The organism is Rheinheimera sp. UJ63 (assembly GCF_021568285.1).
GTDB classification, from domain to species: domain Bacteria; phylum Pseudomonadota; class Gammaproteobacteria; order Enterobacterales; family Alteromonadaceae; genus Alishewanella; species Alishewanella maricola.
Window position 1 is genome coordinate 64,139 of sequence record NZ_JAKGTQ010000007.1, and the last position, 13,308, is coordinate 77,446.

14 protein-coding genes are annotated in these 13,308 nt (G+C 45.4%); 11 read left to right on the forward strand and 3 right to left on the reverse strand.

Annotation, left to right across the window (positions count from 1 at the left end; translation table 11 throughout):
• Positions 1-215: 215 nt before the first annotated feature.
• Positions 216-836, reverse strand: coding sequence for a transcriptional repressor LexA (lexA, locus tag L1N97_RS15235; protein WP_226751343.1), 621 nt, complete (start codon positions 834-836; stop codon positions 216-218).
• Between the two features lie 80 nt (positions 837-916).
• Between lexA and plsB the strand changes: the two genes are divergently transcribed.
• Complete coding sequence (plsB, locus tag L1N97_RS15240; RefSeq protein ID WP_236130386.1) at positions 917-3,418, forward strand: glycerol-3-phosphate 1-O-acyltransferase PlsB; 2,502 nt, start codon at positions 917-919, stop codon at positions 3,416-3,418.
• Here the strand turns inward: plsB and tesB are convergent.
• Positions 3,415-4,284 (reverse strand): acyl-CoA thioesterase II, encoded by an 870-nt coding sequence (gene tesB / locus L1N97_RS15245; protein WP_229586042.1) that lies wholly within the window; start codon positions 4,282-4,284, stop codon positions 3,415-3,417. The two genes, plsB and tesB, sit on opposite strands and share 4 nt — an antisense overlap.
• A 63-nt stretch (positions 4,285-4,347) precedes the next feature.
• On the opposite strand from tesB, the gene L1N97_RS15250 reads away from it, so the two are divergent.
• Together L1N97_RS15250 and L1N97_RS15255 are read left to right on the forward strand one after the other, a co-directional pair.
• Entirely contained in the window at positions 4,348-4,806 is a 459-nt protein-coding gene (locus L1N97_RS15250) for an EVE domain-containing protein (RefSeq protein WP_236130387.1), read from the forward strand.
• Positions 4,807-4,848: 42 nt separating this feature from the next.
• Positions 4,849-5,091 carry a hypothetical protein gene (locus L1N97_RS15255; protein WP_236130388.1) on the forward strand — a complete coding sequence of 81 codons (243 nt, stop codon included), beginning with the start codon at positions 4,849-4,851 and terminating at the stop codon, positions 5,089-5,091.
• Between the two features lie 94 nt (positions 5,092-5,185).
• Here the strand turns inward: L1N97_RS15255 and L1N97_RS15260 are convergent, their stop codons facing one another.
• A complete protein-coding gene (locus L1N97_RS15260; RefSeq protein ID WP_236130389.1) occupies positions 5,186-6,925 on the reverse strand; it encodes a DUF885 domain-containing protein in 1,740 nt (579 codons plus the stop codon).
• Between the two features lie 258 nt (positions 6,926-7,183).
• On the opposite strand from L1N97_RS15260, the gene L1N97_RS15265 reads away from it, so the two are divergent.
• The 8 genes from L1N97_RS15265 to L1N97_RS15300 all read left to right on the forward strand — a co-directional run bounded on the left by L1N97_RS15265 (position 7,184) and on the right by L1N97_RS15300 (position 13,307).
• Positions 7,184-8,206, forward strand: a complete 1,023-nt coding sequence (locus tag L1N97_RS15265; RefSeq protein ID WP_236130390.1) for a GGDEF domain-containing protein — start codon at positions 7,184-7,186, stop codon at positions 8,204-8,206.
• A gap of 123 nt (positions 8,207-8,329) precedes the next feature.
• Positions 8,330-9,085: a bifunctional demethylmenaquinone methyltransferase/2-methoxy-6-polyprenyl-1,4-benzoquinol methylase UbiE gene (gene ubiE / locus L1N97_RS15270; protein ID WP_229586047.1), complete on the forward strand. Its 756-nt coding sequence runs from the start codon at positions 8,330-8,332 to the stop codon at positions 9,083-9,085.
• A complete protein-coding gene (locus L1N97_RS15275) occupies positions 9,085-9,693 on the forward strand; it encodes a ubiquinone biosynthesis accessory factor UbiJ (RefSeq protein WP_236130391.1) in 609 nt (202 codons plus the stop codon). The genes ubiE and L1N97_RS15275 overlap by 1 nt, the downstream gene beginning before the upstream one ends.
• Positions 9,694-11,322: a ubiquinone biosynthesis regulatory protein kinase UbiB gene (gene ubiB, locus L1N97_RS15280; RefSeq protein WP_329605565.1), complete on the forward strand. Its 1,629-nt coding sequence runs from the start codon at positions 9,694-9,696 to the stop codon at positions 11,320-11,322.
• Between the two features lie 51 nt (positions 11,323-11,373).
• A complete protein-coding gene (tatA, locus tag L1N97_RS15285; protein WP_229586050.1) occupies positions 11,374-11,637 on the forward strand; it encodes a twin-arginine translocase TatA/TatE family subunit in 264 nt (87 codons plus the stop codon).
• A 2-nt stretch (positions 11,638-11,639) separates the two neighbouring features.
• The gene (gene tatB / locus L1N97_RS15290; RefSeq protein WP_229586051.1) at positions 11,640-12,020 is read left to right on the forward strand and encodes a Sec-independent protein translocase protein TatB; all 381 of its coding nucleotides are present in this window, start codon (positions 11,640-11,642) and stop codon (positions 12,018-12,020) included.
• Complete coding sequence (tatC, locus tag L1N97_RS15295) at positions 11,998-12,762, forward strand: twin-arginine translocase subunit TatC (RefSeq protein ID WP_236130392.1); 765 nt, start codon at positions 11,998-12,000, stop codon at positions 12,760-12,762. Before tatB ends, tatC begins: the two co-directional genes overlap by 23 nt.
• Positions 12,759-13,307 (forward strand): hypothetical protein, encoded by a 549-nt coding sequence (locus tag L1N97_RS15300; protein ID WP_236130393.1) that lies wholly within the window; start codon positions 12,759-12,761, stop codon positions 13,305-13,307. Before tatC ends, L1N97_RS15300 begins: the two co-directional genes overlap by 4 nt.
• Position 13,308: the final 1 nt, after the last annotated feature.

The window sequence follows — 13,308 nt, forward strand, 5'->3', positions numbered from 1 at the left end:
GTAAGTTTCGCAATTTCTTATTTTTATTATTTTTTTGTGATTTCGAAGCAAGCGCTGAAACCAGCCACTGTTAACATTAATTATTTTTTGAACAGTTGCCGCTTAAGAATTGTCCAGGATGAGCGTTATGTAAACCCCTAAAATGCAAAAGCACCGATAAAACCTAGAGGTCATACCAGTGCAATTGTAAATTAACTTGTTGAACAGCGACTATTTTATAGCCAACTTCCGTTACGGATCACGCCTACAGCAAGGCCTTCAACGGCAAATTGCTGTTCACGTAAATCGATTTTAATCACCTCAAAATCTGGATTCTCAGGAAGCAATAAAACTTCATGTCCTTGCCGCTGAAAACGCTTTACCGTTACTTCATCATCGACACGGGCGACAATCACTTGGCCATGTTCTGCTTGCGTGGTTTTATGCACGGCTAACAGATCGCCATCGAGGATGCCGATATCTTGCATACTCATGCCTTGTACCCGAAGTAAAAAGTCAGCATGGGGTTTAAATAAATGCGCATCAATTTGATAATGATTTTGTACATGCTCAGCGGCTAAGATAGGTTGGCCAGCGGCAACTTTACCCACCAAAGGCAAACCCAATTGCTCGGGAGCGGAATCGTCTTCCAATAAACGGATCCCTCGCGAGGTACCGGGCATCATTTCCAGTACCCCCTTTTTAGCTAAGGCTTTGAGATGTTCTTCCGCTGCATTGGCAGATTTAAAACCTAAACGCAGCGCAATCTCGGCGCGCGTGGGTGGCATTCCGGTTTCTTGTTGGTAATCTTTGATTAATTGCAGAATTTCGGCCTGACGAGGCGTTAATGGTCTCATAATGCTGGCTACCTATACAGTAAGTACTGTCAGTATATACAGCCTTTTTCGAAATGCCAAGCGTTGTTCTGCAGCTGAATTTGCCAGCTTACGCAGCTGTGGTATTCTTAGCACTGTTCAGTTTGCTCGGTATCATTATGTTCTCAAGCTTGTCGTTACTGACCTTATTATTAAAATGGCCTATTCGTCTACTCGTTAAATTCAAAATCGTTCCTGATAACCCCCTACAACAACTGGGAGTGAGTACAGAGCGGCCATTATTTTATGTTTGCCACACCGAATCAGCCAGTGATGTCGCCACGCTGCGTCGCGTTTGCCAGCAATTAGCCTTGCCCGATCCGCTTAGCCATGTCGAACTGCGGGGGCAGAAATTATCACGCATCTTATTTCTCGAAAAACCTCACCAAATCATTGGTGGCCGCAGCGAGACCCGTGCATTAAAGCAAGGACAAACATTACTCGCGGCTCATTTAGCCAATCCCAAATTACAGGCACAGCTGATGCCGATCTCGATCTTATGGGGCCGTGCACCAGGTAAGGAAGACAGTATTAAATGGTTACTAGGGGAAGCTCATTCACCTAACTGGTTAGCTAAGTTACTAATTGTGTTTATTTCAGGTCGACACACGCTGGTGCGCTTAAGTAAACCAGTAGATCTACAACAAATGGCTGGACAATTTGGCGCTGAAGCCAGCACTGCCAGAAAACTACTGCGCATGTCACGGATCCACTTTTATCGGCAGCGACTGGCAGCAACAGGGCCAAAACTGATGAACCGCAGTCAGTTATTTAATGCGCTATTAGCCACGCCTGCGGTTAAAAAAGCCATCTCCGATGAAGCGGCTAACCGCAATGGTGATTACGCCGCGGCGCGACAAGAAGCTCGCAAATTACTGCAAGAGATTGCAGCCGATTACCGCACGTCAACTTTACGTTTTGGTGATCGTATTCTGACATGGTTATGGCAAAAGCTTTATGCTGGCATTAAGGTCAATAATGTCGACACTTTGCGCGATCTGGCGCAAAAAGGACATGAAATTGTTTATGTACCTTGCCATCGAAGTCATATGGATTACTTGCTACTCAGTTATATTATTTATCATCAGGGGTTAGTGCCACCGCATATCGCCGCAGGCATTAACTTAAATTTCTGGCCTGCAGGCACGATTTTTCGTCGTGGCGGGGCATTTTTTATTCGACGCAGTTTTAGCGGCAATAAGTTGTATTCAACCGTTTTTCGCGAATATTTAAGCTTGCTGTTTATGAAAGGTTATGCGGTGAAGTACTACACCGAAGGCGGCCGGAGTCGCACGGGACGTTTATTAAATCCTAAAACCGGCATGCTGGCGATGACCGTACAATCCATGCTGCGTGGCATCGATCGCCCCGTTACTTTAGTGCCGGTTTATCTGGGTTATGAGCATGTCATGGAAGTAAACACTTACCTCAGTGAATTGCAGGGATCTGGCAAGAAAAAGGAATCGGTTGGTGGTGTACTCAAGGCGATCCGTAATTTACGCGATTATGGCTTTGGCTATGTTAATTTTGGCGAACCCATTTCACTCAATCACTATTTAACGCAGCAAATACCGGATTGGAAAAGCGAGATTAATCCTCTTGAAGCGCCTAAACCGCAGTGGCTGAACCCGCTGGTGGCTAAATTGTCTGAGCAAATTATGCGACATATCAATCAGGCCGCGGCACTGAATAGCATTAATTTGCTGTCACTGGCGCTATTAGCCAGCGATAAACAAGCCATTAGTCGGCAAGAGCTGATCCAGCAACTTGACTGCTACCTGCAACTCCAGCAAGGTGCGCCCTATCATAGCTTGGTGACACTGCCGCATTTGTCTGCCGCAGACATGATTGATCATGCCCTGCAGATGAAAAAAATCCAAGTTAGTCGGGATAGTTTCGGTGATGTCATCAGCTTAACGCCGGCTAATACCGTATTAATGAGCTATTATCGTAATAATATTCTGCATTTATTTATTATCCCAGCCATCTTAGCCTCAGCCGTTTTACATCAACAACAAACCAGCCAAAGCCAGCTAATTCGTATTGCCGAACAATTGTATAGTTTGCTACGCCAGGAATTATTTTTGTATGTGCCATCGGTAAGCAACTACGTAAAAACCATCTTGCAACAACTTACGCATCAGGGTTTAGTAAGGTTAGATGACGAGCAGTATCGTGCTCCCTCTCAACATAGTCGGGAATATGTGATGCTGGAGCTGCTCGCACATAATGCCGAGCATACTTTACAACGTTATGCCGTGGTCTTTAATTTATTGCGCGCGCATGGCCCATTAGATCGTGCAGATTTAGAGCAGCAAAGCCATCAGTTGGCGCAACGCTTATTAACACTGCACGGTATTAATGCACCCGAATACTACGATAAAAATTTATTCGCCACGTTAAGTCAGGCACTAAAACAGGCAGGCTATACTCGGTTGGATCAAGACAACCGAGTATGTGCCACGGCAGAGCTTAGCACCTTATCTCAAACCGTAAATGTGCTGCTACGCAGTGACGTACTGCAAAGTATTAATAGCATTATGCCTAAGGAAAGTCGGGCTTAATCGGCACTGGCATACTCGCGAATTACGCCCTGTTGAATGGTGGTTGCTACAAGGCGACCCTCGCGGGTAAAGAAATGGCCGTGCACCAAACCACGGCCGCCTGATGCCGCAGGGCTATCTACCGCATATAGCAACCAGTCATCAAAGCGGAAATCATGGTGAAACCACATGGCATGATCAATGGTAGCCACTTGCATATTCGGCGCTAAGAATGAGCGACCATGCGGTTGCAGTGCCGTGGGTAAAAAATTAAAGTCAGAGGCATAGGCCAAGAGGTATTTATGCACGCGTAAATCATCCGGCATATTGCCATTAGCTTTAAACCAAACAAAACGCTTAGCGGCACTCACCTGTGGCGAAAAAGGGTTTTGAAAATCGACAGGCCGCATTTCAATCGGTTTTTCGCAGATAAATTTACTGCGTAACTTCTCTGGAATTTGTGCCGCATGCTGCTGATAAAAGTCTAAATCAGATACTAACTCTTCAGGTGCCGGGACTTCGGGCATGGCAATTTGATGCTCAAAACCCACTTCACCGGTTTGAAACGACGCGGTCATATAAAAAATGGGTTTGCCAAATTGAATAGCGCTGATCCGTCTGGTGCTAAAACTCTTACCATCGCGGATGTTTTCTACTTCATAAACAATCGGCTTGCTGGCATCACCGGGTCTTAAAAAATAAGAGTGAAACGAATGAATTTTGCGCTCTTCGGGTAGGGTTTCTTTCGCCGCAGATAACGCCTGCCCCATCACTTGCCCGCCGAACACCGCTTTGAAGCCTAAATCTTGACTTTGGCCACGATACAACCCTAACTCAATGCTTTCTAGCTTCAGTAAAGACAATAAATTTGCTAATACCTGACTCATATTCTGGCCTGTTCCGTGATAAAAAGTCCTGTTATTCTGCCGTAATTCATGGAGACTGGCAAAATGAACTATTGGATATTTAAAACAGAACCGGCCGAATGTAGCATTGACGACTTTGCGAATGCGCCAGAACAAGCTATTGTTTGGGAGGGTGTGCGCAATTATCAGGCACGTAATTTTTTACGAGATACCGTAAAAGTGGGCGACCAAGTGTTGATCTATCATTCCAGTTGTCGCGTTATAGGATTAGCAGGAATAGTAGAAGTGGTCCGGGCGGCTTACGCTGATCCTAGTCAGTTTCAAACAGACAGCCCCTACTATGATAAAACAGCAACAGCTGAGCAACCGCGATGGATCGCCGTGGATTTGCGATATTTGACACGTTTCTCGCAAGTGGTCAGGTTGGACAAAATCAAAAGCTCAGTTATGATGCAGAATCACTCGTTAACCCAACGAGGAAATCGTTTATCTGTCATGCCGTTAACTAAAGAACAGTGGCATGAATTACTTGATTTACAGTAATGTATGGCAGACTAATCGATCTTAACCATCTTGGAGCCCAGCATGTTTGCAACTCAGTCACAAGAAAGGCGCCGGATTAATAGGGACATTGATTATTTTTGGCAACAACTTAGCCTAGCTCAGAAATTTGCTGTTTCTGAACTGCAACGCTATGGTTACCAATTACAGTTTGTTAGGAATATGGCATTTGGAAAAATAGCGGTGCTAGATTTCGAAGGCAAGTTGGCCGCCATTGATCATGAAGGTGAAATAGATACCACCCCCAACATTGTCTTACGTCATTAGACTTGTTTATTTGCTAGCTGCTTATCAGAGCTTCGCTTCAGGTTTAACATAAGAATGCCGGCAATTGCCGGCATTCTTATTTAGATTGATTTATCTACTCTGTAGCCAGCTGTTGGGCAATATACCGCTGAACTTGTTGCTCTAACACCGCTAATGGCACACTGCCATTACCTAATACCACCTGATGAAACTCACGAATATCAAAACGCTCAGCCAGTTTCTGCTCGGCCTCTTGGCGTAAACGTTTAATGGTTAGCTCACCTAATTTATAGGACAGTGCTTGTGCTGGCCAACTGATGTAACGGTCAATCTCGGTTTGCACATTATGTAACGACAGTGCGGTATTTTGCGCTAAGAAATCGATAGCCTGTTGCCGACTCCACCCTAAACTGTGCATACCGGTGTCCACAACTAATCTGGCGGCGCGCCACATTTCATAGGTTAAGCGGCCAAAGTTACTGTAGGGATCCTGATAAAAACCCATTTCAATACCTAAGTACTCCGCATATAAACCCCAGCCTTCACCAAAAGCAGAGGTGTAAAATGAACGACGATAATCAGCCAGTGTTGCTTGCTCTCTGGCCAAGGAAATTTGTAAATGATGGCCCGGCACTGCTTCGTGCAGCGTTAACGCTTCCATTTCATATAATGGCCGCCGGTTTAATGCATAGGTATTAACCCAGTAAAAACCCGCTTGATCATCACGCGTTGCTCCCGAATAACGACCGGTTGTGTATTTAGGCGCAATTTCAGCAGGTACTTCTACCACACCATAAGGTGTCCGTGGCAATAGCTTAAAAAAACGCGGTAATTGCGCATCGGCGCGTTTCGATAAGTACGCGGCGTAACGCAGCAGTTCGTCTGCTGATTGCGGATAAAATTGTGGATCGGTACGTAAAAACTGAACAAAGTCAGCAAAACTACCGTCAAATCCCAAACTATTAATCACTTGCTGCATTTCAGCTCGAATACGTTTAACTTCGGCCACACCGGTAGCATGCACCTGTTCAGGTGTTAATTTTAACGTTGTGTAATGCTCTAAACGATTTTGATAAAACGCCTTACCATCGGGCAAGCTGCTGGCGGCAATATCATCCCGCGCCCCCGGCAGATACTCTTCAACCATAAACTGATAAAACGCTTGATAAGCCGTGTTCACTTCTGATCTGATCACATTTTTGGCTTGTTGTTGATACTGCTGCCATTGCATATCGCTTACAGCCGCCGGCTTTTGCAATAAAGGCTGAAAAAATACGCTTTGTTCTATATTTGTCACAATATAAGAGCTAATACTTTGCTCGTATCCCGCCAACACGGCCTTAGGTTGAGTAATACCCTGGCTTAAACCTTGACGCATCCAACTCATTTGCTGCGACATATACTGGGGTACCGCTGCCAGCTTTTGTAAATACTGCTCGATATCGTTACTGTCTTTAATGGCGGTACGCTGTAAGCTAAACGCTAAAGCTGTATGAAAACCAGATTCAGATGTCAGCGGCATCAGATGCGCATTAAAACGATACTGATCTATTTCGTCAGCTAAACGGTAGGCCAAAATAGCATGATCAATTTGCTCTTGTTCAGTCAACTGCGAGCTGTCAATGGCCAATAAACGCTGCTGTAAAGCTAAACGTTGATTTTGCCGCAAGCTCATGGCCTCAGCAGACATATCCATTAACTGCCCTGGTGCTGCAGTTTGTAGGGCTCTTTCCGCCAACCAAATGGTATTTGCCACCTCTTTGAAGCTTAATTCTGCTGGTGCGGGCACTTTAGAAGCGCAACCACTCAGCAAGGCTAATGCGGTTAATACGCCTGCCACTCTTTTTATTGTCATTAGCATAAACACACCCTGTTTTAATCGCTCATTTTTGATTGTAGCGGCTTTATTCCCAGATAACAGCCCAACGAAACGCAGCATTACCGCTGTTTATCGTGAGAATTAAGTAATTAAATTTTAAATTCCGTAACAACTTTGGGATTAATTCACTGAATATAACAAATTATCCGTAAAACCTGTTGCCACTGACGTTATATCACGTACTATGGTTTTGTTAATTAACAGCTTACCGTTAACGGAGCTCTAAGTCGTGCTATGAAGTATAAAGATACGATGCAGCAAGCCACAGATAAAGCCGCTCAAGTTGCTGCTTTTCTGAAGCATAACCAGCTGGCGGCTCATCCGACAAACTATACGGTTGGGTATGAGTATATCAGTGGTAACAACAACGCGTTGTGCCAAGCAATTGAAGAAAAATTGGCTGCTAAAGCCCGCTTCGATGATTTTATTATGGCGGAGTTATACAACCGTCATTTGCTACCCGAACAACAACAACAAGAGCAGTTACTGCAAGATGTTTCTGGTATGGTCACGCGCCTGTCTGGTTATACCGACTTAGCCGCCGAAGCCACGGAAGACTTTATTGATCAGCTTGATCATACCGTGTTTAAACTTGAACAAGATGCCATGCCAATGCCCCCGGCATTAGCAGAGTTAAAACAAGTTACCCTGACTTACCGCAAACAACAGCAACAGCTAAATCAACAGCTGGTGAGTGCCAATCAACAAAGCCACCAACTGCGCAATGAACTTGAGCAAATCAAGCAACAGCGTTTACAAGACCCGCTAACCGGCTTGTATAACCGCGTAGCCATGCAAAGCCAAGTTGATTTATGGCTGAGTGAGCAACCCGATCGACAAATTGCCGCCATAGCGGTCGATTTAGACCATTTCAGCCGCTTTAATCAGGATTATGGCCATCTTATTGGCGACATAATCTTGTCAAAAGTGGCAACTAAAGTGCGCAGTTATGTGCAAGAAAGCGGCCTACCCGTTCGGGCTGGGGGCGAACAGTTCTTATTATTACTACCCGATGTTGATTTACGCACTGCCAATGAAATTGCCGAACAAGTGCGTAAAGGCGTAGAAAAACTTCGTTTTATTTCTGCAAAAGACAAGAAAAGTTTGCCTAAAATCACCATTTCTCTAGGTGTCGCCCTGTATCAATCATCAGAAAACTGGTATCAGTTCTTAGCACGTACTGACAGCATCATGCTGCTCGCTAAACAGCGTGGGCGTAATCAAGTTGCCAGTGAAAGCATGCTAGCATTTGCCTAAGTTGCCGTTTACGGCAGCCGTTGGCTTGACTACCGAATTTTCCCCTGTTCTGCAGTTACGCCTGTTGGCTCAGCTGCAGTAATCTTTTACACTAACAGTCTAGTATTTAAATCAGGCACTGTTATGAGCGATTCCAACAACAACACGACACATTTTGGCTTTAAATCGGTACCGGCAGAACAAAAGGTTGCCATGGTTGCGGATGTGTTTCATTCGGTAGCTGCCAAATACGATATTATGAATGATGTCATGTCACTAGGCATTCATCGGTTGTGGAAACGCTTTACCATTGATTGTAGTGGTGTCCGCCCTGGCCAGCAGGTGCTTGATTTAGCCGGAGGAACAGGTGACATCACCGCACTATTCTCAAAACGCGTCGGTGCCACTGGCAAGGTAGTGTTAGCCGATATCAATGAATCGATGCTCAATGTCGGCCGTGATAAGTTACGTGATTTAGGCTTGGTCAATAATATTGAATATGTGCAAGCGAATGCAGAAGCCCTGCCCTTTGCCGATAATAGCTTTGATATCGTTTCTATCGGCTTCGGTTTACGCAATGTCACCGACAAAGACGCCGCCTTAGGTTCCATCTTTCGCGTATTAAAGCCGGGTGGTCGCCTATTGGTACTTGAGTTCTCTAAGCCTAGCCATGAATGGTTAAGCAAGGCCTACGACTTATATTCGTTCCGCCTATTGCCCTTTATGGGGCAATTAATTGCGAATGATAAAGAAAGCTATCAGTATCTGGCAGAATCTATCCGTATGCACCCTGACCAAGAAACCTTAAAAGCCATGATGAGCGCTGCGGGCTTTGCCGAAGTCACCTACGAAAATTTAACCGGCGGTATTGTGGCGTTGCACCGCGGATATAAATTCTAATGTTACCCTTACTACCGCAATTACTTTGTGCCATTGCTGAAAAACTCAGCCGCAAGTTAATTGCGATGGATCCTGCCTGTCAGCCTGCTTTGCAGCGGCTGCAAGGCAAGCAGTTGTCTTTTTGTTTGCGCGATTTAAACTTAACCTTAGTGGTCAGCGCCAGTAATGACTCGTTACTGATTAATATGCATAACGAAGCCACTGATTGTAAAATCTCTACAGATTTAGCGACCTTACGCCAGCTGCGTGATCCCAGCCAGCTCACTAAATTGATTAAAAGTGATGCACTCGACATTGATGGTGATTTACAAGTTGCCCAGCAATTTTCTTATTTTTTACAGCAATTAAATCCCGATTGGCAACACGCTTTATCGGGCTATATCGGTGATGCCGCAGCACATAAAATCAGTCGTACCCTGAGTCAGTTACAAGCCTATTTGCAAGAAAAAGCAAAATTACTCAGCCAATTGCAACTGGAGTTGGTTCAAGATGAATTGCGGCTCAGTCCAACCCGTTTAGAAGCGGATCAATTTACCCAAGATCTTAGCGAGCTACAGGCACGATTAGAAATGTTACGTCGCCAGTTAAAACAATACCAGGAGCTTTAGGTGCGGATAAGTCGTTTTTACCAGATCCAAAAAACCATGCTGCAATACGGTCTGGACGAACTACTGCCAAAACACTGGCAACCTTGGTACGCGCGTTTATTCCGTCGTTGTGCCTTTTGGTTACGTAATCGTTATCCAGAACACGCCGTGGGCGCCAGATTACGTTTAGCCTTGCAAAGTTTAGGGCCGGTGTGGATTAAATTTGGCCAAATGCTCTCAACTCGCCGTGACCTGCTTCCCGCCGCCTTGGTGGATGAATTAAGTATTTTGCAGGATAAAGTGGCGCCCTTTCCTGGAGAGGAAGCACAACGACTGATCGAGCAAGCACTGGGGTTAAAGCACATCAGTGATTTATTTGCCGATTTTGACGTGACACCTTTAGCCTCAGCCTCGATTGCCCAAGTGCATACCGCGCAATTGCGCCAAGACGATGGCCGTGTCGCAGACGTCGTAATCAAAGTGATCCGCCCCGGTATTCGTAAACAAATTTTGGCTGATTTAGCGCTAATGGATAGCTTGGCGCAAATTGCAGCACGGTTTTTACCTGACGGCAAACGTCTGCGACCACGCGAAGTTGTTGCGGAATACCGCAAAACCATTTTAGATGAATTAGATTTACAACGTGAAGCCGCCAACGCCATTCAATTAAAACGTAATTTCGAAGGCTCAGATTCGCTGTATATTCCTTTGGTTTACGCTGATCACTGTCGCAACAATGTCATGGTGATGGAACGTATTTACGGTATTCCAGTATCGGATATTCCGGCGCTGCAAGCACAAGGCACCGACATGGAGTTGCTGGCCAAACGCGGTGTAGAAGTGTTTTTTACGCAGGTGTTTCGCGACAGTTTTTTTCACGCCGATATGCATCCGGGTAATATCTTTGTCTCGCGTGAACATCCCGAGAATCCACTATACATCGGCATCGACTGTGGCATCGTTGGCACTTTAAATGCTGAAGATAAACGCTATTTAGCTGAAAACTTTGTTGCCTTTTTTAACCGTGATTATCGCAAAGTGGCACAGCTACATCTGGATTCGGGCTGGGTACCGGCTCATACCAAAGTAGAAGAGTTTGAAAGCGCGATCCGTACCGTGTGTGAACCGATCTTTCAAAAACCTTTGGCCGAAATTTCCTTTGGCCAAGTCCTGCTCAATTTATTTAATACCGCGCGACGCTTTGAAATGCAGGTGCAGCCGCAACTGGTACTTTTACAAAAAACCTTGCTTTATATCGAAGGGCTAGGTCGCCAGCTATATCCGCAACTGGATCTGTGGAAAACAGCGAAACCCTTTTTAGAAAATTGGGTAAAACAACAAGTCGGTTTACCGGCTATTTGGCGCCAAGTAAAAGAGAACCTGCCGTTTTGGGCTGAAAAGATGCCGCAAATGCCGGAATTATTTCATCGCTATTTGCAGCAAGGCCCACAACAGCAGCAAGCTTTGTTATTGCAACTACAACAACTGCAACTGCAGCAACAACAAAGCAAACGGCAAATAATTAACGCTATTCTTGCTGCAGCCAGCGTGATTAGTGCTAGTATAACGTTCAATCAAGGCTCGCCATGGCTTACCGCCTTACTGGGTGTTATTGCCGCATTTTTTACGATTAAAACACTACTGGCCTAATAGGCAGTGTAGTCCAGCGCAACATGTTCGTAGTATCGATGAGGAGTTAAAATGGGTATTGGTGGTGTTAGCATTTGGCAATTATTAATTATTTTAGCCATCGTTGTGTTGATTTTCGGCACTAAACGTTTACGTGGCATCGGCACCGATTTGGGCTCTGCGATTAAAGGTTTTCGTAGCTCCGTCAAAGATGAAAAAGCGGATGAAGAACACGAAGACACTCCGCACAAGCCAGAACAATTAACTGGCAAAGCGGATCAAGCCACAGATACCACTCACACTCACTCAGCCAACGCTGAGAAAGATAAGCGCTAAGTATGGGCTTCTGGGAAATTTTAGTGATCGCGGTAGTAGCACTGCTGGTGCTCGGACCGGAACGCTTACCTGGCGCTATTCGCAGTACCATGAAAACGGTGCGTAGCGTGAAACAATTTGGTCAGCAAATGCAAGCCGAGCTCAGTGATAATCTACGGATACATGAGTTACATCAAAAGCTTAAAGATGCTGAAGCCAAAGACATGCTGAATCTGACCGCTGATGAACAAGCGGCGATTAAAGAATTAACTGAAGCCGCAAACTCGGTGCGCCCTGCTAATGGTCAGGTAAACCTTGACCCGCTGCAACAGAAGCTCAGTAAAGACCTCACCCCCACCGTTAGTGAGACTGCCGTAAAAGATGAAAACAAAACCGGATCCTAATAGCCTGCTAGGACATTTACTCGAATTACGAAACAGACTACTGCGTTCAGTCATTGTGGTGCTGGTGGTGTTTGCTTGTCTCGCCTATTTTGCACGCGATATCTATGCTTTGCTAGCCGAGCCCTTATTGGCAGTGCTACCAGAAGGCACCAGTATGATTGCCACCGACGTGGCCGCACCGTTTTTTGCGCCGTTTAAGCTCACCTTTATTGTCTCTATTTGTCTAGCCATCCCCTATATTTTATTGCAAGTTTGGCAATTTATTGCCCCTGCACTGTACAGTCGGGAAAAACGTTTAATGGCGCCGTTAGTGGCCAGCAGCACCCTGTTATTTTACGGTGGCATCGCCTTCGCTTATTTTATTGTTTTCCCCTTGGTTTTTGCCTTTTTCACTAGCGTCGCGCCAGAAGGTGTAACCATTGCCACTGACATTACCAGTTACCTAGACTTTGTACTGAAGCTGTTTTTTGCTTTTGGTTTGTCCTTTGAAATTCCTATCGCCATTCTATTACTGGTATGGAGTGGTAGCGTTAGCCGTGCCACCTTGGCAGAAAAACGGCCTTATATTATTGTCGGAGCCTTTATTCTCGGCATGCTATTAACCCCACCAGATGTGTTATCACAAACGTTATTGGCTATTCCAATGTGGATGCTATTTGAAGTGGGCCTGTGGCTAAGCCGCTTTTATCAACCGCAAAGCACTGACGACACGCCAGAAAATAAAGAGGAACAACAATCATGATAAAGCCATTCCTGTGCAGTGCCAGCGCGTTATTGCTGGTAGTTTGCCCCCCCCTTTTCGCAGACAATCGTTTAGAAACGGCTATTGAGCAGTGCCGGGCGCAAAGCCAAGCACAGCAACGTTTAGCTTGTTATGACGCAATCAAGGCAACACCTACAACAAACAGCACGCCAGCACCGAAGGCCGCTGCAGTAGTTGTCGCGCCGACAACGGTTACCCCACCGCCAGCAAAAGCAGCGGCACCTGCTGCAGCTGTTGCCGCTGTAAGCCGTCCCGCTGTTATGGAAAAGCAGTTTGGTAATGAAAATAAGCAAGTTAAAGATGAGCTAGAGCAAATCAGCGTTACCGTAAAAAAAATTAGCTACACTAACCGCAAGTTGTTAATTATCGAATTCGATAATCAACAGATTTGGCAGCAAACCAACAGCTCGTTTTACCCTATCCAAGAGGGCGAACGTCACTACATCAAACGCGGTATTTTTGGCTCATTTACCTTAGCGAACGACAATAATAACCGCACGTTAAAAGTTAAACGCGTTAAATAGT